This is a genomic window from Ruegeria sp. CDSB136, from assembly GCF_059610965.1.
On sequence record NZ_JBXWOP010000009.1, the window covers coordinates 165,349 to 187,435 of the forward strand.

At 60.1% G+C, this 22,087-nt stretch carries 18 protein-coding genes; 9 read left to right on the top strand and 9 right to left on the bottom strand.

Translation table 11 applies throughout. From position 1 onward, the window contains the following. The first annotated feature begins 37 nt into the window (after positions 1–37). Together dut and AC2FIR_RS11825 are read left to right on the top strand one after the other, a co-directional pair. Entirely contained in the window at positions 38–493 is a 456-nt protein-coding gene (gene dut / locus AC2FIR_RS11820; RefSeq protein WP_480908915.1) for a dUTP diphosphatase, read from the top strand. Continuing rightward, positions 493–1,536: a HesA/MoeB/ThiF family protein gene (locus tag AC2FIR_RS11825; protein ID WP_496746806.1), complete on the top strand. Its 1,044-nt coding sequence runs from the start codon at positions 493–495 to the stop codon at positions 1,534–1,536. The genes dut and AC2FIR_RS11825 overlap by 1 nt, the downstream gene beginning before the upstream one ends. Before the next feature lie 90 nt (positions 1,537–1,626). Here the strand turns inward: AC2FIR_RS11825 and AC2FIR_RS11830 are convergent, their stop codons facing one another. Continuing rightward, the gene (locus tag AC2FIR_RS11830; RefSeq protein WP_480915212.1) at positions 1,627–2,838 is read right to left on the bottom strand and encodes a trans-sulfuration enzyme family protein; all 1,212 of its coding nucleotides are present in this window, start codon (positions 2,836–2,838) and stop codon (positions 1,627–1,629) included. A gap of 142 nt (positions 2,839–2,980) precedes the next feature. Here AC2FIR_RS11830 and AC2FIR_RS11835 point away from each other — a divergent pair, with 142 nt between their 5' ends. Continuing rightward, the gene (locus AC2FIR_RS11835) at positions 2,981–4,996 is read left to right on the top strand and encodes a M3 family metallopeptidase (protein ID WP_496746807.1); all 2,016 of its coding nucleotides are present in this window, start codon (positions 2,981–2,983) and stop codon (positions 4,994–4,996) included. A 13-nt stretch (positions 4,997–5,009) separates the two neighbouring features. Here the strand turns inward: AC2FIR_RS11835 and AC2FIR_RS11840 are convergent, their stop codons facing one another. From AC2FIR_RS11840 to AC2FIR_RS11865, 6 genes are all read right to left on the bottom strand, one after another. Next, entirely contained in the window at positions 5,010–5,942 is a 933-nt protein-coding gene (locus tag AC2FIR_RS11840; protein WP_496746808.1) for a 2-hydroxyacid dehydrogenase, read from the bottom strand. Between the two features lie 15 nt (positions 5,943–5,957). After that, positions 5,958–7,097, bottom strand: a complete 1,140-nt coding sequence (rodA, locus tag AC2FIR_RS11845) for a rod shape-determining protein RodA (RefSeq protein ID WP_496746809.1) — start codon at positions 7,095–7,097, stop codon at positions 5,958–5,960. Then, on the bottom strand, positions 7,094–9,043 hold the full coding sequence (mrdA, locus tag AC2FIR_RS11850) for a penicillin-binding protein 2 (protein ID WP_170615729.1): 1,950 nt from the start codon (positions 9,041–9,043) through the stop codon (positions 7,094–7,096). The genes rodA and mrdA overlap by 4 nt, the downstream gene beginning before the upstream one ends. After that, a complete protein-coding gene (locus AC2FIR_RS11855) occupies positions 9,040–9,576 on the bottom strand; it encodes a rod shape-determining protein MreD (RefSeq protein WP_496746811.1) in 537 nt (178 codons plus the stop codon). The genes mrdA and AC2FIR_RS11855 overlap by 4 nt, the downstream gene beginning before the upstream one ends. Then, positions 9,569–10,471 carry a rod shape-determining protein MreC gene (gene mreC / locus AC2FIR_RS11860; RefSeq protein WP_496746812.1) on the bottom strand — a complete coding sequence of 301 codons (903 nt, stop codon included), beginning with the start codon at positions 10,469–10,471 and terminating at the stop codon, positions 9,569–9,571. Before mreC ends, AC2FIR_RS11855 begins: the two co-directional genes overlap by 8 nt. A gap of 61 nt (positions 10,472–10,532) precedes the next feature. Further along, the gene (locus AC2FIR_RS11865) at positions 10,533–11,579 is read right to left on the bottom strand and encodes a rod shape-determining protein (protein ID WP_039523195.1); all 1,047 of its coding nucleotides are present in this window, start codon (positions 11,577–11,579) and stop codon (positions 10,533–10,535) included. A gap of 156 nt (positions 11,580–11,735) precedes the next feature. Here AC2FIR_RS11865 and AC2FIR_RS11870 point away from each other — a divergent pair, with 156 nt between their 5' ends. Further along, positions 11,736–12,521 carry a 23S rRNA (adenine(2030)-N(6))-methyltransferase RlmJ gene (locus tag AC2FIR_RS11870; protein ID WP_496746814.1) on the top strand — a complete coding sequence of 262 codons (786 nt, stop codon included), beginning with the start codon at positions 11,736–11,738 and terminating at the stop codon, positions 12,519–12,521. A 167-nt stretch (positions 12,522–12,688) separates the two neighbouring features. Here the strand turns inward: AC2FIR_RS11870 and AC2FIR_RS11875 are convergent, their stop codons facing one another. Further along, positions 12,689–14,263, bottom strand: a complete 1,575-nt coding sequence (locus tag AC2FIR_RS11875; RefSeq protein ID WP_170615737.1) for a 2-isopropylmalate synthase — start codon at positions 14,261–14,263, stop codon at positions 12,689–12,691. 286 nt (positions 14,264–14,549) lie between these two features. Between AC2FIR_RS11875 and AC2FIR_RS11880 the strand changes: the two genes are divergently transcribed. Next, positions 14,550–15,215 carry an SDR family NAD(P)-dependent oxidoreductase gene (locus AC2FIR_RS11880; RefSeq protein WP_480915202.1) on the top strand — a complete coding sequence of 222 codons (666 nt, stop codon included), beginning with the start codon at positions 14,550–14,552 and terminating at the stop codon, positions 15,213–15,215. A gap of 7 nt (positions 15,216–15,222) precedes the next feature. On the opposite strand, the gene AC2FIR_RS11885 is transcribed toward AC2FIR_RS11880, so the two are convergent. Then, on the bottom strand, positions 15,223–16,695 hold the full coding sequence (locus AC2FIR_RS11885; protein WP_170615741.1) for an MORN repeat-containing protein: 1,473 nt from the start codon (positions 16,693–16,695) through the stop codon (positions 15,223–15,225). Between the two features lie 156 nt (positions 16,696–16,851). On the opposite strand from AC2FIR_RS11885, the gene AC2FIR_RS11890 reads away from it, so the two are divergent. From AC2FIR_RS11890 to amaB, 4 genes are all read left to right on the top strand, one after another. Then, the gene (locus AC2FIR_RS11890; RefSeq protein ID WP_496762395.1) at positions 16,852–18,510 is read left to right on the top strand and encodes an NAD+ synthase; all 1,659 of its coding nucleotides are present in this window, start codon (positions 16,852–16,854) and stop codon (positions 18,508–18,510) included. A 300-nt stretch (positions 18,511–18,810) separates the two neighbouring features. Next, positions 18,811–19,086 carry a hypothetical protein gene (locus AC2FIR_RS11895; RefSeq protein ID WP_170615745.1) on the top strand — a complete coding sequence of 92 codons (276 nt, stop codon included), beginning with the start codon at positions 18,811–18,813 and terminating at the stop codon, positions 19,084–19,086. A gap of 336 nt (positions 19,087–19,422) precedes the next feature. Then, positions 19,423–20,529, top strand: coding sequence for a saccharopine dehydrogenase family protein (locus AC2FIR_RS11900; protein WP_496746817.1), 1,107 nt, complete (start codon positions 19,423–19,425; stop codon positions 20,527–20,529). An 18-nt stretch (positions 20,530–20,547) separates the two neighbouring features. Next, positions 20,548–22,044: an L-piperidine-6-carboxylate dehydrogenase gene (gene amaB, locus AC2FIR_RS11905; RefSeq protein ID WP_496746818.1), complete on the top strand. Its 1,497-nt coding sequence runs from the start codon at positions 20,548–20,550 to the stop codon at positions 22,042–22,044. Positions 22,045–22,087 lie beyond the last annotated feature (43 nt).

The following is a 22,087-nucleotide window of genomic DNA, read 5'->3' on the forward strand; positions in this document are numbered from 1 at the left end:
GATACCGGCCCCGCGTGGCACGGCAAGAGGTGCAGCTATGGTAGCAATTCGTGTAATCCGTGAAGATGGAGCGGACCCTTCGGTTCCCCTGCCCTCTTATGAAACATCGGGCGCGGCGGGCGCGGACGTGCGGGCCAATCTGCCGGGTGGCGCGCCGATACGGCTTGAACCCGGTCAGCGTGTGCTGGTGCCGACCGGGCTGCGGATCGAAATTCCCAACGGGTATGAGGTGCAGGTGCGCCCCCGTTCCGGGCTTGCGCTGAAACACGGAATTACCTTGCCAAACACGCCCGGCACCATCGACAGCGACTATCGCGGCCCGTTGGGTGTGATCGTTCTGAATGCTGGGCAGGATGTGTTCGAGATCACGCATGGGGAACGCATTGCGCAACTTGTGGTGGCCCCGGTTGTGCAGGCCGTGTTCGAGGCCGCGGTTGCCCTGTCCGACACCGAACGCGGGGCAGGTGGCTTCGGTTCGACCGGGCGCGGCTGATGATACTGGTTCTTGGGCTTGCCGCTGGGCTTTGGGGCATCGGGTATTTTGCCGGAGTTTCGCGCGGGGCGCGGACTGTATCCGTTGCCGTATTGTTGGCCGGGGTCATCATTGCCCAACTGGTGCTGCCGGATGGAAACCCGCTAAGGCAGGCGACCGGCGGATCGGCGGCTGTCTGGCTGATCCTGGGTGGCGCGGCCGGTCTTGCTCTGATTTATGGCAGGTTGTTGAGGATGCTGCGCGCTCGCGCAGTGCCTGCCAAGGAGCCTGCCATGCCATCCGATCAATTCAGCGAAACCGAACTTGACCGCTACGCCCGACACATCGTTCTGCGCGAACTGGGCGGACCCGGACAGAAACGGCTGAAAAAGGCGCGGGTGCTGGTCATTGGTGCCGGCGGGCTTGGCGCCCCGGCCCTGCAATATCTGGCAGCGGCAGGTGTCGGCACAATCGGCGTGATCGACGATGATGAGGTCGAAAACGCCAACCTGCAGCGGCAGGTAATCCATCGGGACGCGGATATCGGCATGCCCAAGGTGTTTTCCGCCCAACAGGCAATGGAGGCGCAGAACCCGAATGTTGTGGTCCTGCCCTATCATCGTCGCCTGACAGACGACATCGCCGAAGAGCTGTTCCGCGACTTTGATCTGATCCTGGACGGTACCGACAATTTCGGCACTCGTTATCTGGCCAACCGAACGGCAGTGGCGCTTGGCAAGCCTCTGATCTCAGGCGCGCTGTCGCAATGGGAGGGGCAACTGAGCGTCTTTGATCCGGCTACGGAAGGCCCCTGCTATCAATGCATTTTCCCCGAAGCCCCGGCCCCCGGGCTGGCTCCTTCCTGTGCCGAAGCGGGTGTCGTTGGCCCCCTACCCGGTGTGGTCGGATCCATGATTGCGGTGGAAGCCATCAAGGTCATCACCGGCGCGGGGCAGGCCTTGCGCGGCGAGATGCTGATTTATGACGCGCTTTACGGCGAAAGCCGCAAGATCACCCTGTCCAAACGCGACGATTGCCCGATCTGCGCAAGCGCCGGGGTTTAACCCAATCCGCCGCGCGCCAGCGGCGCGCGGCCCTGCCCAACCCCGCCGGGGCACATCTTTGATGTGTCCCGCGGGGGCGGGAGCATACCGTTAGCCCAATGCGCGATCCAGATCGGCGATCAGGTCTTCGGCGTCTTCCAGCCCGACAGACAGGCGGAAAATCCCGTCGCCGGCATAGGCGCGGTAGTCCTCAAGCTGCGCGCCACTCAGTTGGAAGGACGTCTCCATCAGACCATCGGTTCCCATCCAGAAAATCAGGCTGCGATGATGTCCCAGCGACACCGCGTAGTGAATCACCTCAAGCCGCTCGATCATCTGCTGCGCGATACGCTCGCCATCGGCGGCGCTACCTACCTGAAACGAAATCATGCCGGATTTGTTCGACATCTGCCGTTCCGCCAGGTCCGACTGCGGATGCGAGGCAAGACCCGGATAGATGACTTTCGAGACGCGCGGATCATTCTCCAGCCATTGCGCCACGGCCTTTGCACCCGCCTCATGCGCTTTCATTCGCAACGGCAGGGTCGAAGCCCCGCGCGCGATCAGCCAGGCGTTGAAGGGGGACAAAACGCCTCCATGATGAATACCCGCCTCGATCCGCATTTTCGCGATCAGTTCGGCGGACCCGGCAACGGCACCGCCAATCGCATCACCATGGCCGCCGATATATTTGGTAATCGAATGCATCGTCAGATCAACGCCAAGACCCACTGTGTCCATGCCCAAAGGCGATGCAAAGGTCGCATCACAGCTGAGCAACGCCCCGGCGTCACGCGCCAGTTTCGAGACGGCGGCCAGATCGGTCAGGCGGCCGATCGGGTTCACCGGCGTTTCCGTGTGGATCAGGCGGGTGTTGGCGCGAATTGCGACCGCCACCGAGGCCGGATCGGACATGTTGACCGCCGAGACTTCGATCCCCATACGCGGCAAAGTCTCGCGTGCCAGTTCCGCGACCCCTGCATAAGAAACATCCGACACGATCAGATGATCTCCGGCAGACAGAAAGGTGAAAAAGATCGCTGACGCAGAAGCCATCCCGGACGCGCTTGCCAGACAGGCTTCAGTCCCCTGCAACGCGGCAATCTTGGCCTCCAGACCCGCGACCGTCGGGTTCGCCCAGCGCGAATAGACAAACGGGCTGTCCGGCGTCAGGTCATGGGCCGAAAAACCCGCCAGATCCTCGGTCACATAGGTCGAGCTCATGTGGATCGGCGGAGCAGACGCGTTGGTCGAAGCATCCGGCGGATCGCCTGCGTGGATGGCCCTGGTCATGATCCCGGCAGGACGGTTCGGCTTGGTCATATCCTGTCTCCCTTTGCCGACGACCCTGCGTGCGCCACGCTGCCGATGCAAGCCGGATTGCGACTTTTTCAGGCGACTTGCGCGCCCGCCCTCTGGACCATCACAGGCAGGCTGCCTACCTTGTCGGACAAAGGAGATCTGAATGACCAACCCGATCCTGTCCGACTGGAACACCCCCTTTGCAATCGCCCCATTTGCCGAGATTTCGGACGATGATTTTACCCCGGCGCTGGATCAGGCATTGGCCGCGCACACGGCCCAGATCGATACAATCGCGACAAATCCGGACGCCCCGACATTCGCCAATACAATCGAGGCACTCGAAGCCGCCGGGGAACAGCTGGACAAGGTTCTGGCGGTCTTTTTTACCGTCGCAGGTGCGGACAGCAACCCGGCGCGCGAAGCCCTGCAGCGCGATTTCTCACCCAAACTGGCGGCCCATTTTTCCGCGATCTCATCCAACAAACCTCTGTTTCAGCGGGTCGCCGATCTTTGGGCGCGGCGCGGTGAATTGGGCCTGACCGACGAACAGGCGCGTGTCCTGATGCTGACCCATCTCGGTTTTGTGCGCGCGGGTGCGGCGTTGCAGGGTGATGACGATACCCGCATGCAGGAAATCAAATCCCGCCTGGCCACGCTGGGCACATCCTTCACCCAGAACCTGCTGGCGGATGAAAGGGACTGGTTCATGGAGTTGACTGAGGGTGATCTGGCCGGTCTGCCCGGTTTTGTTACCGATGCCGCCCGTGCGGCTGGCAAGGAGAAAGGGCTGGATGGCCCGGTTGTGACTCTGTCACGGTCCTTGATCGTGCCGTTTCTGCAGTTCTCGCCCCGCCGCGATCTGCGCGAAAAGGCGTATCTCGCGTGGGCGGCGCGTGGTGCGAAAGGCGGGGAAACCGACAACCGCGAGATTGCCGCTGAAATCCTTTCGTTGCGCGAAGAACGCGCTACGCTTCTAGGTTATGGCAGCTTTGCCGATTACAAACTGGAAACGGAAATGGCCCGAACGCCGGATAGGGTGCGGGACCTGCTAATGCAGGTTTGGAAGCCTGCTAAGGCGCGCGCAGATGCCGATACCGAAACCCTGACGCAAATGATGCAGGAGGACGGGGTCAACGGGCCGCTGGAAGCCTGGGACTGGCGATATTACGCGGAAAAACGGCGCAAGGCCGAGCATGATCTGGATGAGGCCGCGCTCAAGCCGTATCTGCAGTTGGAACGTATGATCGAGGCGTCCTTTGCCTGCGCCAATCGGCTGTTCGGGCTGGAATTCAAGCCGCTGGATGTCCCGCTCTATCACCCCGATTGCCGCGCATGGGAGGTGACGCGCGATGGCAAGCATATCGCGGTGTTCATCGGGGACTACTTCGCGCGCGGTTCCAAACGGTCCGGTGCCTGGTGCAGCGCAATGCGCGCGCAGGCGAAATTCCCCAAGGAACAGGCGCCAGTTGTCATCAATGTCTGCAACTTCGCCAAAGGCGACCCGGCGCTGCTGTCCTACGACGACGCGCGCACCCTGTTTCACGAATTTGGCCATGCCCTTCATCAGATGCTGTCGAATGTGACCTATGAAAGCATCTCGGGCACAAGCGTTGCGCGGGACTTTGTGGAACTGCCCAGCCAGCTTTACGAACACTGGCTGGAAGTGCCCGAGGTACTGGCAGAATACGCAACGCATGCAGAAACCGGCGAACCGATGCCGCAGGACATGTTGGAGAAGGTACTGAAAGCGGCCAATTTCGATCAGGGCTTTCAAACCGTGGAATATGTCGCCTCGGCTCTGGTCGACCTGGCATTCCACGACGGCGCGGCCCCAGCCGACCCGATGGCGAAACAGGCCGAAGTTCTGGCCGAAATCGGAATGCCGCGCGCCATCGGAATGCGCCACGCCACTCCGCATTTCGCGCATGTCTTTTCCGGGGACGGATACAGTTCCGGCTACTACAGCTACATGTGGTCCGAAGTTATGGATGCCGACGCTTTTGCGGCATTTGAGGAGGCGGGCAGCGCCTTCGATCCCGATCGCGCCCAGGCGCTTGAGGACAACATCCTGTCCACCGGAGGCTCACGCGAGGCCGAAGACCTGTATCTCGCCTTCCGTGGCCGCCTACCGGGTGTCGAGGCACTGCTGAAAGGGCGGGGCCTGATCGCCGCCTGAACTGGATGGGTCGTCAGTACCCCAACTGGCGATCCACCAGATGCAGGAAGGGCTCACCTGCCTCACCGCGCCGGATGTTTTCGCAAATGACCTGCGCGGCAGTGATCTCGCGGGTTTCGGACGCGATATGAGGTGTCACAGTCACGTTGGGATGTGCCCAGTACGGATGCTCGGGCGGCAGTGGTTCGGTCCGGAACACGTCCAGCGTGGCATGACCCACTTGCCCTGAATTCAACGCATCCAGCAGGGCATCATCGTCGATCAACGGCCCGCGACCCGGGTTGAGGATCCGTGCACCTTTGGGCAACAGGGCCAGCGTTTCCGCGTTCAGCGTGTTTTCCGTCGCTGCCGTATCGGGCAGCAGCAGAACCACAATTTCTGCCTGAGACAGCGCCCTTTTCAATCCCTTCTGCCCATGCAGACAAGTCACGCCGTCGACGTCCTTGGGCGTGCGGCTCCAACCGGTAACATTGAAATTCAGCGCGGCCAGTGCCTTGGCGCAGGCCAGCCCCAAAGCGCCCAGACCCAAAACCGTTACATGCCGTTGCTGCGCGAGCGGCGGTGCTTCGGGCGTCCAGACGCCGTCCTGGACGGTGATGTGACGATCCATCCCCAGATGGTAGCGCAGCACATGCCCGACGACCCATTCTGTCATGCCTTGCGTCAGCCCGTGATCGACCATCCGGGCCAGCGGCACGGTCAGGGTTTCATTGTCCGCGATACTCTCGATCCCGGCCCACAGGCTAAGTACAGCCTTGAGCCGACTGAAGGGCCCGAAATCCCGCAATCCGCCCGTCGGTCCGTAAACCACGTAGTCGACCTGTTCCGGTGAAATCTCTGGCGACAACTCAAACTCCAGCCCGGCTTCGGACAGGCCCTGGCGCAGCAACGGCTCATAAACAGGCCAAAGCCCGGGACGTGCGGAAAACAGGACATTCGCTGTCATGGATTGCCTTTCAGATTAACGAGGACGATGGATATGCGCGCTTTGAACGATGCCGAACGCGGCCATCAGAACCAGCATGGCCGAGCCGCCATAGCTGACCATGGGCAGCGGAACGCCGACAACCGGGGCAAGACCCATGACCATGGACATGTTGACGGCAAAGAACAGGAAGAAGTTCAGTGCAATGCCCAAAGTCACAAGCGATGAGAAACGGTCTTTGGTCGTCAGCGCGGTAACCATGCAGAAAATCAGGATCAGAGCATACAGGATCAACAGCGTGATGCCGCCGACGAACCCGAACTCTTCGGCCAGTGTGGTAAAGATGAAATCGGTATGTTTCTCGGGTAGGAAGTTCAACCGCGACTGAGTGCCCTGCATAAACCCGCGTCCGTTCCAGCCCCCGGATCCCAGGGCAATCTTGGACTGTGTAATGTGGTAACCCGCGCCAAGCGGATCGGTGGAAGGATCGAGAAACGTATCGATGCGCCTGAACTGGTAGTCCTTGAGCAATTGCCAGTCTGTCCCACGGCTATTGAACACTGTGGCGATCAGCCCGACACCTGCTGCAATCACGGCGGCGAAATAGGCCCAGTGGACACCAGCCAGAAACATCAGGCCACCGCCAGCAGCCAGCAACAGGATCGACGTACCCAGATCAGGCTGATTGAGCACCATGAACGTTGGGATCAGGATCAGGGCAACAGGGATAAGCACCCAAAGCGGGCGCGAGGTCTTGTGCGGCGGCAACCAGTCGTAATAGGCGGCCAGCACCATGACCAGGGCAACCTTCATGACCTCGGACGGTTGAAGCCGCATGAACCCAAGGTCGATCCAGCGCTGCGCGCCCATGCCGACCGTGCCGAAAAGCTCGACAAAGATCAGCAGAACGATCGAGCCGAGATAGGCCAGAACCGACATGTTGCGCCAGAACCAGATCGGCACAAGCGCCACGATGAACATGGCCGCCAGACCCATCCCGAACCGCTCCATCTGCGGTTCGGCCCACGGGGTCCACGAACCGCCCGCCACCGAATACAGCATCAGGAACCCGGCACTGGCCGTGCTGATCAACAGCAGGGTCAGCGGCCAGTTCATATACAGAAACTTGCGAAACCCCGACGGCGTGGATTTGACGGCATATTCAAGATAGCTCATGCGCGGTCCTTTTCATCCGGACGCGCTTTGGGGCGGCGATCGCCCTCCAGCCGTTTTTGCTGTTCCTTGATGCGCTCGCGGTCGGCAACCGGATACGCCTCAAGCGGGGGCGTACCGTTGTAGAGCGCCTGAAGCATGATGTCCCGCGCGACAGGGGCCGCCGCCTTGGACCCACCGCCGCCATGTTCAACGACGACGGCTATGGCGTATTTCGGATTATCGTACGGGGCAAAGCTGACAAACAGCGCGTGGTCGCGCCGTTCCCAGGGCAGGTCTTCGTTTCGGATCACGCCAGCGGCGCGTTCAGCTTTGGTAATATTGCGGACCTGACTGGTACCCGTCTTGCCCGCCATGCGAAACTCATCTGCGATGATACGGCTGCGGTAGGCCGTTCCGCGCCGGTCATTGGAGACCGAGAACATCGCTTTGCGCACCTGTGACAGGTTCCGCTGATTGACCGCAAGTGGCTCACCCGCGCCCGAGGGCTGTTCGACCCCGTTGACCGACCGGACCAGGCGCGGCGTTACGGCGCGGCCTGTGGCGATCCGCGCGGTCATGACGGCGAGCTGCATGGGCGAGGCCAGCATGAAGCCCTGACCGATCGAGGCGTTCGCGGTGTCCCCGACCAGCCATTCCTGCCCGTGGACCCGCTGTTTCCATTCCTGATTTGGCGCCAGCCCCCCTGCCACGGCCGACATCGGAATATCGTGCTTGATGCCCAGCCCGAAGGTTCGGGCCATGTCGGATATCCTGTCGATGCCCACGCGCAGGGCAACATCATAGTAGTAGACGTCGCAACTGCGTTTGAGAGAGGTTTCCAGATCGACCGTACCGTGCCCGCCGCGCTTCCAGCAATGGAACCTGCGGCTGCCGACTTTCAGATGACCGGGGCAATATACCGTGTTGCCGGGTCCGATCACACCGGCCTCAAGCGCAGCCATGGCCGTGATCATTTTGAACGTCGACCCCGGTGGATAGGTACCCTGTACCGTCTTGTTTGCCAGCGGGCGATACTTGTCCTGTGTCAGCGATCTGTAATCGGCGACCGAGATACCACGTACAAACAGGTTGGGATCAAAGCTGGGGGCCGAGGCAATCGCACGCAGATCGCCGGTTTCGCAGTCAATCACAACCGCCGCCGCGCTTTCCCCGGCCAATCTGGCCTGTGCGTATTGCTGCAGATCGGCGTCGATCGACAATTGCAGGTCGGCCCCGGCTTCACCCTCCTGGCGGTCCAGTTCCCGCATCACGCGACCGGTCGCGTTGACCTCGACCCGCTTGGCCCCGGCCTTGCCGCGCAGGGTGGCCTCCTGCTTGGCCTCCAGCCCGACCTTGCCGATCTGAAACCGGGGGATGCGCAAAACCGGCTCGGGGTCTTCCATTTGGCTCAGGTCGTAGTCGCTGACCGGGCCGACATAACCGACGATATGGGCGAAATCCTCATACCGGGGATATTGGCGGGTCAGACCGACTTCGGGCGTCACGCCGGGCAGGGCCGGCGCGTTCACCGCCACTTTCGAGATGTCCTCCCACGTAACCTGATCTGCCAGCGTGACCGGCAGGAAGGGTGCGGACCGGCGCATTTCCGTGCGGGCACGCTCGATCTCATCCTCGTTCAGGGGGATCAGTTCCGAAAGCTTGGCAATGACCGAGTCGATATCACCCGCGTCTTCGCGCACGATCACGATCCGGTAGGACGGCGAGTTCTGGCCAATGACCTGTCCGTTCCGGTCATAGATGCGCCCGCGTGTCGGCGGGATCAGGCGGATGTTGATCCGGTTCTCTTCGGCCAGCAGCCGGTACTGATCGGCCTGATCAACCTGCATAAACCGCATCCGCGCAGCCAGACCACCGATAAAGACCGCCTGCAAACCACCCAGAACCAACGCCCGGCGCGGCAGACGTTTGTAGGCAAGACCCTGGGATTTGGTGCGTTTCTGCTTCATGCCCGCGCCCCGACAATACCGGCATCCGCAGCTGAAACACGGCGGACGCCCATACCATTCTGACTGATCAGCACAATCAAGGGATAGATGGCGATGGTCAAAATCAGTTGAACAACTGTCGGCCAAAAGGCGGCCTGCTGGACCGACAGAACCGACAGAATGAAACGGTTCAGCACATAGATACCGGTCATCACCGCCGCGACCGAGCTCCATTCGCCAAAAAATCCGATATCCCGCATTCCCGGCGCTGCCGAGCGCAAATAGTTTGTTGCGACAACGACAAGTGCCGCCAGCAACCCCGGCGGCCGTTGCAGAAGCATGTCGGCCATCAGCATGACAACGGCCACAGTTGCGATGGGCGTGTATTCGGGGCGCCGAAGCACCCAGGCGAATGTGAGGGCGATCAGAACATCCGGAAACGGCCAGCGGTCCGGCTGCGTGTTCAGCGGCAACAGATGCAGAAACAGCACTAGAACCACCAGAAAAACATATAGGCAGCGCATGGCCCAGAGATGGGAAACAGCCTTATCCATCTGCGGCCTCATCCGGAGTCAGGGATGCTTCGGGCCGCAGCGGACCAACGATATCCCCGGAATCACGAATGGCGGGCGCCGACTGGTAGCGCAGCACGCGCAGAAACTCGAGCCGCTCGAAATCGGCGGACAGACGCACGCGCAACCTGCCACCCGGGTCGGCGGTGATCTGACCGATCAGCAATCCTGCCGGGAAAACGCCACCGTCGCCCGACGTGATGACCCGGTCGCCGGGTCGGACGAGTTCACGGTTTTCCAGAAACTCGACCAATGGTACCGCTGTGTTGTCCCCCTTGATCAAAGCGGTCTGCCCGGACGGCTGGATGGTGGCAGGGATAGCGCTCGAGGCGTCCGTCATCAGGATGACACGCGCGGTATCGGCGCCGACGCCGGAGATGCGCCCAACCAGCCCGATCCCGTCCATGGCGGCCCAGCCATCGACTATACCGTCCCGCTGTCCCACGTTCAGAAGGACAGACTGCCGGAAGGGGGAGCCGCTGTCGGCCATGACAACACCGGTGATATAGGTCAGGCGCGGATCCAGCCGGACGTTGTTCAGGTCCAGCAGCCGGGCGTTTTCCTGTTCCAGCTGCAGCGCCGCCTCTTTCCAGGCACGCATCCGGCGCAGTTCACTGCGCAATTCCCGGTTCTGCTCGCTCAGCCGCTGATAGCTCTGGAAATCGCGGACCAGGTTGACCGTGGCCGTGACCGGCACCATGGCCCATTCCATCGAGGGCATCACGGCATCCACGACCTGAGCGCGAAACCTCTCGACCCGTGGGCTGTCAATGCGCCAGACCAGAAAGATACCCAGCAGGCACAAAACAACGATCCCCAACAACAAGCGGCGTAAGGGGGTGGTGTATTCGTCGCGCTGTGATCGGTCCTTTGCCACAGGACTCCTTCCCGTGCTGCTCGCGCCCGATTGTTAACCCTGTATTGGAAGGGTGCGCGCCTTAGCTTTCGTAGTCAATCGCGTGGCGCAGTTGTTTTTCGTATTCCAGCGCCTTGCCGGTTCCCAAAGCCACACAATTCAGGCTTTCATCGGCAATCGACACGGCCAGACCGGTCTGTTCGCGCAGCGCCAGGTCCAAATCACCCAACAGAGCGCCACCGCCGGTCAGCATGACGCCCCGGTCCACAATGTCCGCTGCCAGATCGGGCGGCGTGGTTTCCAGCGCGGTCATCACCGCCTCGCAAATCTGCTGGACTGGTTCGGACAGCGCCTCGGCCACCTGAGCCTGGCTGATCTCGATTTCCTTTGGCACACCGTTCAGCAGGTCACGACCGCGGATATGCATCGACTGGCCACGGCCGTCATCGGGCATCCGGGCGGTGCCGATGGTGGTTTTGATACGTTCAGCGGTGGATTCGCCAACCAGCAGGTTCTGCTGACGGCGCAGGTACGAGATGATGGCCTCGTCCATCCGGTCCCCACCGACGCGAACCGAGCGGGCATAAACGATGTCGCCCAGCGACAAAACCGCAACTTCGGTTGTACCGCCACCGATATCGACAACCATGTTTCCGGTCGGATCGGTGATCGGCATTCCCGCGCCAATGGCGGCCGCAATGGGTTCAGCAATCAGACCCGCGCGACGGGCCCCTGCGGACAGAACCGACTGTCGGATTGCGCGCTTTTCGACCGGAGTCGCACCATGCGGAACACAGACTATGATTTTCGGTTTCGAAAAGGTCGAGCGCTTGTGCACCTTGCGGATGAAATGCTTGATCATTTCCTCGGCGGTGTCGAAGTCGGCAATGACCCCTTCACGCATCGGGCGGATGGCCTCGATGGAACCGGGGGTCCGGCCCAGCATCAGCTTGGCGTCTTCGCCCACAGCCAGCACTTTCTTCACGCCATCCTTGACGTGATAGGCGACCACAGAGGGTTCGGACAGAATGACGCCGCGCCCTTTGACATAAACCAGCGTGTTCGCCGTCCCAAGGTCAATGGCCATGTCCGCTGTGAACAGGCCGCCCAGATTGCCAAAGATCCCCATGTTTCCCCTGATCCTGTCTGTCAGAATTTTCTACTGCCCGCGACTCGACGGTTCCGGGACGGATGACTTATAGGGTGCCAACACGCCCGATTAAAGGCCTGATTCCGTGACAATCAGCGCCTTTTCGCCTCATTGATAGGGACTTTAGAAGGCAAAATGCTTTCATATCAACATATTTACCACGCCGGGAATCTGGCGGACGTGCAAAAGCACGCATTGCTGGCCTGGACGCTGCGTTATCTGACGCAAAAAGACAAACCGCTGAGCTACATCGAAACCCACGCCGGACGCGGGCTATACCATCTGGACTCGGAGGAGGCCCGCAAAACCGGCGAAGCGGACGCGGGCATCGAAAGGGCGCGGCGCGAGGCCTGGTTCGATCCGGAACACCCGCTGGCCCGGGCAATCTTGGACATACAGGCCCGGTATGGACCGGCCTGTTACCCGGGTTCTCCCATGATCGCAGCCAGCCTGTTACGCCCACAGGACAATTTGCATTTCGCGGAACTGCACCCAAAGGAATACGCGGCCCTTTCAGGCGCGCTAACGGCCCGAAACGCACGGGTGTATCGGCAGGATGGCTATGAACTGGCGCAATCCCTGCTGCCGCCCACGCCGCGTCGTGGAATGTTGCTGATCGATCCCAGCTACGAGGTGAAGGCCGAATATGGTCGTTTACCGGTGATCGTCGCCAAACTGCACCGCAAGTGGAATGTCGGGGTGATCGCGCTGTGGTACCCGATTCTGGCCGATGACCGTCATAAGCATATGCTGGCGGCCCTGACCAATCAGGCATTGCCAAAGGTGATGCGCCACGAAGTGATCTTTCCGCCTGCCCGGGAAGGGCACAACATGATCGGTTCAGGGATGTTCATAATCAACGCTCCGTACGGTTTCGAAGATGAAACCGCGCGGCTTACGGCCCTGTTCGACAGGATCTGAGAGACGTTCGCGCAAACAACGGAGGAACCCTCGCCCCGTTTGCCGGCATCAAAGATGCAGTCAATTGGTTTGGGCCCGGCACCGCGCCAAAGCGCGGTGCCGGGCCCAAAGCCGCAAGGTGGTTCTGCGCAGCCGGACCGCCGCGGGTGCGGGAGCTTTCCCGCTCTTCAGGTCAGGTCCTTGTAGCTGATCTCACGCGTGTCCGCCCCGGGCCCGGCTTTTGCACGGCGCACGACCAGGCGGTTGAGAGCATGGATATAAGCCTTGGCCGAGGCCACCACAGTGTCGGTATTCGCCGATTGGCCGGTTGCAATCATGCCATCCTCTTCCAGCCGCACCGAAACAGTGGCCTGGGCGTCCGTCCCTTCGGTGACGGCATGCACCTGATAGAGCTGCAGATGAGCCTCGTTCGGGAAGATCGCGCGGATCGCCCTGAACGTCGCATCAACCGGGCCGTCACCGTATTCCGTGGCGATGACATCCTTTCCGTCAACCTCAAGCTCAACCGTCGATTCTGCCTGACCTCCGGTGCCGCAGGTGACTTTCATCGACACCAGCTGCAGAAAATCGTTCGCTTCGTCATCATCCAGCGTCATAAGCGCGATGATGTCGTCGTCAAAGACCTCTTTCTTGCGGTCAGCCAGATCCTTGAACCGCACAAAGATATCCTTGAGCTGGTTGTCACCGACCTCATAGCCCAGCGTGTTCAGCTTGTCCCGCAATGCCGCGCGGCCCGAGTGCTTGCCCAAAGGCAGCGAAGTGCCGGACAATCCCACATCCTCGGGGCGCATGATCTCAAAATTGTCGCGGTTTTTCAGCATCCCGTCCTGATGGATACCGCTTTCATGGGCAAAGGCGTTCTTGCCGACAATGGCCTTGTTGAACTGCACGTTGAAGCCCGACACCGTGGCGACCCGGCGCGAGATATGCATGATCTTGGTGGTGTCGATCCCGGTGCGGAACGGCATGATGTCATTGCGGGTCCGCATGGCCATCACAACTTCTTCCAGCGCGGTATTGCCCGCACGTTCGCCAAGGCCATTGATGGTGCATTCGATCTGACGCGCCCCGCCGATCACGGCCGCCAGAGAGTTCGCGGTCGCCATCCCCAGGTCGTTGTGACAGTGGGTCGCGAACACGACTTCATCTGCGCCGGGAACGGTTTCGATCAGGCGCTTGATCAGATCGGCGGATTCCAGTGGTGCCGTATAACCGACAGTGTCGGGTATGTTGATCGTGGTCGCGCCTGCCTTGATCGCGATCTCGATAACGCGGCACAGGTAATCCCATTCCGTCCGGGTCGCGTCCATTGGCGACCACTGCACATTCTCGCACAGGTTGCGGGCATGGCTGACCGTTTCATGGATCTTTTCCGCCATTTCGTCCTGCGTGAGGTTCGGAATGGCGCGATGCAGCGGAGAGGTGCCGATGAATGTATGAATGCGGTTCTGTTCGGCGTGTTTGATCGCCTCCCAGCAGCGGTCGATATCCGCGAAATTTGCGCGGGCCAGACCGCAGATGCGACTGTTTTTTGAACGTTGGGCGATTTCGGAAACCGCTTTGAAGTCACCCTCAGAGGCGATTGGGAAACCGGCCTCGATGATGTCGACGCCCATGTCGTCCAGCAGCTCGGCGATCTCAAGCTTTTCGTCATGGGTCATGGTGGCGCCGGGGCTTTGCTCGCCGTCGCGCAAAGTGGTGTCAAAGATCAAGACGCGGTCTTGGTCGGTCACGTTGGTCATGGGATTCTCTTTCTTCTTCTGTCCTAAAGCCTATGGCGCGCGGGCGTCCTCCTCTGAGCGGGCGCGCCGAATGGCACGCTCAGAGGCGGATTAGGATCAGTAGGCCACGCAGCGACGCACCGCAAAAAGCGGAGTCGGCAAAAGGGATATCTGCGCGGTTGATCATGATTGTGAGGTTATACAGAGCCCGCAAGGAATGAAAAGAACCAATTTGCGATCCTCTGACCGGACCCGGCCTTTTCAGCCGGGCATTGATTCAGACGGGTATCCTTCTAGGTTGGCGCACATGAAATCAGCATTGATCATCGGCTCAAGCGGAGGAATTGGACGCGCCATTTGCAGGCAGCTGGACCTGCAACAGGTCAGCGTGACCGGGTTGTCCCGCTCTGCCGGTGGATTTGACATGACGAAACCCGACACAGTTCACTCCGCGCTGGACAAGCTTCAGGGCCCGTTTGATCTGGTGCTGGTCGCCACGGGCGCGCTTGAGATCGATGGCCACGGGCCGGAAAAGACCATCCGGTCGCTGTCTTCAACGGCGATGATGGACCAGTTCGCGTTGAACGCGGTTGGGCCAGCCCTTGTGCTTAGCCACGCAAATCGGTTGCTGCCCCGGGATCGGCGTTCCGTATTTGCCATCTTGTCCGCGCGCGTCGGTTCCATCGGGGACAACCGGCTTGGGGGATGGATCAGCTACCGCGCCGCAAAGGCAGCGGTCAATCAGATCACGCGCACCGCTGCAATTGAACTGGAACGCACGCATAAACAGGCGATTTGCGTGGCGCTGCACCCCGGTACGGTCAAAACCGAGTTTACGCGGAAATATCTGGGGCGGCACCCGGCGGTCGAACCGGATGAAGCTGCCCGCAATCTGCTGTCCGTCATCGAAGGATTAACGCCTGCGGATAGCGGCGGCTTTTTTGACTGGGCCGGTGAACGGATACCCTGGTAGGTAAGGGTCACCCATCCGAAGCGGCCGGTTCCTCTGCGTTTTCCTGCGTTGGTTCATCCGCATCCGTGGCGTCCTGGGATTCGTCAGCCTTTTCCGCCAGCGCACCATTTTCCCAGACACCGGTTTCTTCCAGCCCGTTGGCATATTTCATGGTGCCGTTGCCTTGCCGTTTGTTGTCAACAAAGCTGCCTTCATAAACGTCGCCGGTTGCGTAGGTGGCAATACCATCACCACTGATCTTGCCGTCAATCCAGCCGCCCGTGTAGCTGAACCCGTTTGGCGCTGTGATCGTTCCTTCGCCGTGGCGCTCACCGTTCCGGAAATCACCCTCGTAAACGGTGCCGTCAGCGAAACTGGCCTTGCCCTTGCCGTGCCGTTCGCCGTCAACCCATTCGCCCTCGTATCTGTAGCCGTTGGCAAATGTCAGAACGCCCTGGCCATGGCTGCGGGCATTCTTGAATTGTCCGGTGTAGACGACGCCGCTGGGATAGGTCGCCTTGCCGTTGCCTTCGAACACGCCGGCGATCCAATCGCCTTCGTAGATCGTACCGTCCGCAAAAGTGTTCATACCCTTGCCGTGCGGCAGGTCAGCCTGAAAGTCCCCGACATAGGTTGATCCATCCGGATAGATCAACTCACCAAATCCCTCAATCTGGCCTTCGGACCACTCGCCGTTATAGTCGAACCCGTCCGCGCCGAGAAACCGGCCTTTGCCGTGGCGGCGATCATCCACATAGTCGCCTTCATATGTCGCGCCATTCTTGTAGGTCGCCTTGCCTTTTCCTTCGCGCCGACCTTCGACCATGTCCCCTTCGTAGACATCGCCGTTGGCCTGGGTGAGACGGCCTTTGCCGGTGATCAGATCCTGTGACCAGTCCCCCGTGTAGATCATCCCGTCAGAAAGCGTCAGCGTACCCTGGCCATGACGCAGCCCGTTTTCGATATCGCCTTCATAGACGCCGCCTTCGGCGTAAGTTATCCGGCCTTTGCCCTGCTTCACGCCGTCGACCCAATCACCGTCATAGACATAGCCGGCAGGATCCTTGATCATGCCCTTGCCGTGATGGCGGTCATCCTTGAACTCGCCTTCATACCGCATTCCGTTTGCGTATTCGGCGATACCTGTCCCGTTGATGGATCCGCCGGCCCAATCGCCTTCGTAGCTGCCGCCATCGGCAAAAACGATCTTGCCGCGCCCCTCGGGCTGGCCTTTTGCAAACATCCCTTCATAGACCGAGCCATTGGCGTAGCGCGCGATGCCCTTGCCCTTGATCTCGCCTTCGAACCATTCACCGGAATACTCGAAACCGTCAGGCAGGCGATACGTGCCGGTCCCATGACGTAGTCCATTTTCAAACGTGCCCTCGTAGACGCCGCCAACCTCGTCATCGGCGATGATGACGTCGTCACCCTGCGCGGCCACGTTGACCGCCGTCAGGGCCAAAAGTGAAACGGCTATAGATATGCGAAACAAGTTCATGGGTTTTCACGCCTGGCCGGTCATGCTTTGAATGCGTTCTGTTGCGCAAAACTAAGGCACCACTCAGGGCAGGGCAACGGCTTTTGCCGCATTTGTCTTTTCCTCACGGTGCGATCTGGTAAATGGCAATAGGACAGTCGAGGGCAAGAGGGCAGTATGGCCGACCGTTTCCGCATCACTCTGGCGCAACTCAACCCCGTTGTCGGGGATATCGACGGCAATGCTGCCAAAGCCCATGCCGCCTGGGAACAAGGGCGCGATGCAAAGGCCGATCTGGTGGCGTTGCCCGAAATGTTCATCACCGGGTACAACACGCAGGATCTGATCCTGAAGCCGGTGTTTCACCAAGCGGCCATGGCTGCGGTCGAATCGCTTGCTGAACGCTGCGCCGATGGGCCGGCGCTGGCAATTGGCGGTCCGTGGGTCGAGGATGGCAAACTGTTCAACGCCTATCTGATCCTCAAGGGCGGGCGGATTTCCAGCAAAGTCCTGAAACATCACCTGCCCAATGAAACGGTTTTCGACGAAGTCCGCCTTTATGACGCCGGACCGCTGGGTGGCCCCTATTCGGTGGGCAACACCCGCATCGGCAGCCCGATTTGCGAAGACAGCTGGCACGAGGATGTAACCGAAACGCTGGCAGAAACCGGCGCCGAGTTTCTGCTGATCCCCAACGGATCACCGTATTTCCGCGACAAATACGACATACGCCTGAACCACATGGTGGCGCGCGTTGTCGAAACCGGACTGCCGCTGATCTACCTCAACATGGTGGGCGGTCAGGACGACCAGGTTTTTGACGGCGGAACATTCGGCCTGAATCCGGGTGGAGAACTGGCTTTCCGGATGCCCGTGTTTGATGAAGCGATCACACATATTGATCTGGAACGTGGCGAAGATGGCTGGCGCATTGCACCGGCAGAAATCGTGCCGCAACCGGATGAATGGGAACAGGATTATCGCGCAATGGTTCAGTCCTTGCGCGATTACATGGGGAAAACCGGGTTCGGCAAAGCCCTGCTTGGTCTGTCAGGCGGCATCGATTCCGCGCTGGTGGCGGCAATAGCGGTGGATGCGCTCGGGTCGGAAAACGTGCGCTGCGTGATGTTGCCGTCGGAATATACCAGCCAGGCCTCGCTGGACGACGCCGAGGCCGTCGCAAGGGCGTTGGGTGTTCACTACGATTTTGTTCCGATCTCGGAAAGCCGCGCCGCTGTCACCAATTCGCTCGCCCCGTTGTTTGAAGGTCGAAACGAAGACCTGACCGAAGAGAATGTTCAATCCCGCCTGCGTGGACTTCTTTTGATGGCGATTTCGAATAAGTTTGGCGAGATGCTGCTGACAACCGGCAACAAATCCGAGGTCGCGGTGGGATATGCCACCATTTATGGCGACATGAACGGCGGTTACAATCCGATCAAGGATCTGTACAAGACCCGCGTGTTCGAGACCTGCCGCTGGCGCAATGCCAATCATCGCGACTGGATGATGGGACCAGCGGGTGAGGTCATCCGCCCGTCAGTTATCGACAAGCCCCCAACCGCTGAACTGCGCGAGGACCAGAAAGACAGTGACAGCCTGCCCGACTATCCGGTTCTGGATGCCATCCTGGAGATCCTGGTCGACCAGGACGGCTCGATCGCCGATTGCGTGGCGGCAGGTTTTGACGAGGCCGAGGCCCGTCAGGTCGAACATCTGATCTACATCAGCGAGTACAAGCGGTTTCAGTCTGCGCCGGGAACAAGGCTGACCAAACGCGCCTTCTGGTTGGATCGCCGGTATCCCATCGTGAATCGGTGGCGTGACACCGATTGAGTATCGGAACTGACCATCGCGATAATGGGCAAAAATCGTTCCCATAATGGAGCAACGGGAAACAGTCCCGCCAAAACCTACCCCTTTGTTTGCTAAGCTGTTCAGTTTGAACGGTTTTTTCCGTCCGGTGCCGCTCCTAGCTTGCCCGACTGACAATGTTTTGCCACATTTAAGCTGCAATGCCGCCGCATGTGGGGCGAGTGTGACGCATTCCTGGCAGAACAAGTTTTCAGGCGATGTGTTGGATTCAAGTGTGGCGCATCGATCTGCGAATGTCTGAGTTAACGGTTTGGTGTTACAATGCATGAGGAATATGAGAGGCCGTATTACCCGTATCTGCGTCTAAGGACGATGGAGTCCCCGGCACAGGAATTGGACGAGGCCGAGTTGGAGGCCGCAATTGCCGCGGTCATGTGTGAGGAGCTCTCGCAGAGCACTCCGTCGCTTCAAACAGTACGTTCCGAGTTTCCGGTGCTGGCTTCGGCTGAAGAGATTTCGGAGCAGGCTGAACCTCAGCCAACCGGCCTGACGGCGACACTTCGCCAGAAGTGGGCCGAGTTTTCGGGCGCGGCGTAGTCCAGCTCACAGAATTTCGCTGGAAATTTAGGTCTCATTGCTTTCAATTGCGGCTCGAGTTTGAGGGCGCAATTGAAACCTGCTGCGCCACGCCCACGGATCGCCCCTGATACACCGCGCCCAGAAGGCCTTCGGCTTTTTGAGCCGTTCGTGATTTCAACGTCATGTCAATTTGCAACCCTCGTTACGTGCCACGGTGCTTTGCAACCGACCTACCGAACTGACAAAAATTCCGTCATTTTGACGGCTTCTGGATGCAATTCGTCAGATTGGTCCCTATGAAGCGTAACCCCTTTCAGCCATTTTCCACGCAAGACAGTTTTTGTGGAGAAACTGATGTCCTGGAATATTTGTGTCATCGGGGCCGGCAAGATCGGGCAGATGATCGCGACGCTTTTGAAAGGGTCGCCGAATTACAGTGTTACGGTTGCGGATCATGACCTGAAAGCCTTGGGCGATATCGCGAAAATAGGCGTTAGCACCAAACAGATCGACGCCACTGACGCGGACGGCATGGCCAAAGAGCTGACGGGATTTGATGCCGTCATTTCGGCAGCACCGTTCTTTCTGACCCCGACCATTGCCAAGGCAGCCAAGGCTGCGGGCGCGCATTATTTCGACCTGACCGAAGATGTCGCCGCAACCCAGGCGGTGCGCGAGCTTGCCGAGGGCAGCGAGACGGCGTTCATGCCGCAATGCGGCCTAGCACCCGGCTTTGTCGGGATTGCCGGCGCTTCTCTGGCTGCAGAGTTTGACGAGATCGACAGCCTGCATATGCGGGTGGGCGCATTGCCGCTGTATCCGACAAATGCGCTGAAATATAATCTGACCTGGTCAACCGACGGGCTGATCAACGAATACTGCAACCCGTGCGATGCCATCGTGAACGGCAAGCTGGTCAAGACTGCACCGCTGGAAGATTACGAGGTTCTGGGCCATGACGGCGTGGAATACGAGTGCTTCAACACTTCGGGTGGCTTGGGCACATTGCCGGAAACGCTGGAAGGCAAGGCGCGGGCCGTGTCCTATCGCTCGATCCGCTATCCGGGCCATTGCGACATTCTGAAATTGCTTCTGAACGATCTGGGGCTGGAACGCCGCCGCGATCTGCTGAAAGAGATTTTCGAAGCCGCATTGCCCCGCACCGACCAGGACGTCGTTCTGGTTTACTGCACCGCCAAGGGCAGGATTGACGGGGTGCTGCGCGAGAAGTCCCTGATCAACAAGTCCTTTGCCCGCACCATCAACGGACAGGTCTGGAGCGCCATTCAGGTCACCACCGCCGCAGGTGTTCTGGGCGTGGTTGACCTGATGCGCATCGGCGCACTGCCCGCGAAGGGGTTTGTCCGGCAGGAACAGGTCAAAATTGATGACTTCCTCAACACCGAATTCGGCCAGCTTTATCGCGCTGGTGACGTCACCAAACAGAACAAGGCAGCCTGAGATATGAAAGACATTGTGATGACAGCCCAAACCACGCTTGCGAATTTGGATCTGACCGAGGCCGAACTGAACGGCGGCACGCTCAAGGTGACGTCTCCGATCGATGGCAGCCTGCTGGCACAAGTGCACGAGACACCGGTTGCAGAGATGGACGCTGTCTTTGCCCGCGCGCAATCGGCTTTCAAAGCCTGGCGTGTCGTTCCGGCACCGCGCCGCGGCGAGTTGATCCGCCTGCTGGGCGAGGAGCTGCGGGCCGCCAAGGATGATCTGGGCGCTCTGGTCAGCTGGGAAGCTGGCAAGATCACCTCGGAAGGTCTGGGCGAAGTGCAGGAGATGATCGATATCTGCGATTTTGCTGTCGGCCTGTCGCGTCAGCTTTATGGTCTGACCATCGCCTCCGAGCGCCCCGGTCACCGGATGATGGAGACATGGCATCCGGCCGGTCCCGTCGGCGTGATCTCGGCCTTCAACTTCCCGGTCGCGGTCTGGTCCTGGAACGCGGCGCTGGCCCTGGTCTGCGGCGATCCGGTGATCTGGAAGCCGTCCGAGAAGACGCCGCTGACCGCCATGGCCTGCCAGAAGATTTTCGAACGCGCGCTGGCCCGGTTCGGCGATGCGCCTGACGGCCTGCTGCAAACCCTGATCGGAGGCGCCGCGCTGGGTGAAGCGCTGGTGGCCAGCGAGGATGTTCCGGTGATCTCGGCCACCGGTTCGACCCGCATGGGCCGCGCGGTGGCCCCCATCGTGGCGCAACGTTTCGGCAAGTGCATTCTGGAGCTGGGCGGAAACAACGCAATGATCGTTGGCCCTTCGGCCGATCTGGAAATGGCGGTTCGCGCCATCGTGTTCTCGGCTGTTGGCACCGCCGGTCAGCGCTGCACCACCCTGCGTCGCCTGATCGCACACAACTCGATCCGCGAGGAACTGGTGAGCCGTCTGAAGAAGGCCTATGCCGGTCTGCCCATCGGCAATCCGCTGGCCCAAGGCACCCTGGTCGGCCCGCTGGTGGATGAAGCCTCGGGCGCGGCCATGACCGCGGCGCTGGAGGCCGCAAAAGCCGAGGGCGGAACTGTCTTTGGCGGCAATCGGGTGACCGAAAACGTGCCGGCCGGCGTCTACATGGAACCTGCTATCGTCGATATGCCCGGTCAAAGCGCGGTGGTGAAGACCGAAACCTTTGCGCCGATCCTTTATGTCATGGGATATAGCGACTTTGCCGAAGCGCTGGACATTCAGAATGATGTGCCGCAGGGCCTGTCATCCTGCGTTTTCACCCTGAACATGCGCGAGGCCGAGCAATTCCTGACCGCGGCCGGATCGGATTGTGGCATTGCCAACGTCAACATCGGACCTTCCGGCGCCGAGATCGGTGGCGCGTTTGGCGGTGAAAAAGAAACCGGCGGCGGGCGCGAAAGTGGCTCGGATGCCTGGAAGGCATACATGCGCCGCCAGACCAACACCGTGAACTACTCGGCCGAACTGCCGTTGGCGCAGGGCGTCAAGTTCGACATTTAGGCTTTCGTCAATTGAGATTGGCCGATTAGCCGATCTGACAGGT

Bases quoted from the DNA above. Each gene is read 5' to 3' on its own strand.
- dut (WP_480908915.1), top strand. From the start codon at position 38: ATGGTAGCAATTCGTGTAATCCGTGAAGATGGAGCGGACCCTTCGGTT.
- AC2FIR_RS11825 (WP_496746806.1), top strand. From the start codon at position 493: ATGATACTGGTTCTTGGGCTTGCCGCTGGGCTTTGGGGCATCGGGTAT.
- AC2FIR_RS11830 (WP_480915212.1), bottom strand. From the start codon at position 2,838: ATGACCAAGCCGAACCGTCCTGCCGGGATCATGACCAGGGCCATCCAC.
- AC2FIR_RS11835 (WP_496746807.1), top strand. From the start codon at position 2,981: ATGACCAACCCGATCCTGTCCGACTGGAACACCCCCTTTGCAATCGCC.
- AC2FIR_RS11840 (WP_496746808.1), bottom strand. From the start codon at position 5,942: ATGACAGCGAATGTCCTGTTTTCCGCACGTCCCGGGCTTTGGCCTGTT.
- rodA (WP_496746809.1), bottom strand. From the start codon at position 7,097: ATGAGCTATCTTGAATATGCCGTCAAATCCACGCCGTCGGGGTTTCGC.
- mrdA (WP_170615729.1), bottom strand. From the start codon at position 9,043: ATGAAGCAGAAACGCACCAAATCCCAGGGTCTTGCCTACAAACGTCTG.
- AC2FIR_RS11855 (WP_496746811.1), bottom strand. From the start codon at position 9,576: ATGGATAAGGCTGTTTCCCATCTCTGGGCCATGCGCTGCCTATATGTT.
- AC2FIR_RS11865 (WP_039523195.1), bottom strand. From the start codon at position 11,579: ATGGGGATCTTTGGCAATCTGGGCGGCCTGTTCACAGCGGACATGGCC.
- AC2FIR_RS11870 (WP_496746814.1), top strand. From the start codon at position 11,736: ATGCTTTCATATCAACATATTTACCACGCCGGGAATCTGGCGGACGTG.
- AC2FIR_RS11875 (WP_170615737.1), bottom strand. From the start codon at position 14,263: ATGACCAACGTGACCGACCAAGACCGCGTCTTGATCTTTGACACCACT.
- AC2FIR_RS11880 (WP_480915202.1), top strand. From the start codon at position 14,550: ATGAAATCAGCATTGATCATCGGCTCAAGCGGAGGAATTGGACGCGCC.
- AC2FIR_RS11885 (WP_170615741.1), bottom strand. From the start codon at position 16,695: ATGAACTTGTTTCGCATATCTATAGCCGTTTCACTTTTGGCCCTGACG.
- AC2FIR_RS11890 (WP_496762395.1), top strand. From the start codon at position 16,852: ATGGCCGACCGTTTCCGCATCACTCTGGCGCAACTCAACCCCGTTGTC.
- AC2FIR_RS11895 (WP_170615745.1), top strand. From the start codon at position 18,811: ATGCATGAGGAATATGAGAGGCCGTATTACCCGTATCTGCGTCTAAGG.
- AC2FIR_RS11900 (WP_496746817.1), top strand. From the start codon at position 19,423: ATGTCCTGGAATATTTGTGTCATCGGGGCCGGCAAGATCGGGCAGATG.
- amaB (WP_496746818.1), top strand. From the start codon at position 20,548: ATGACAGCCCAAACCACGCTTGCGAATTTGGATCTGACCGAGGCCGAA.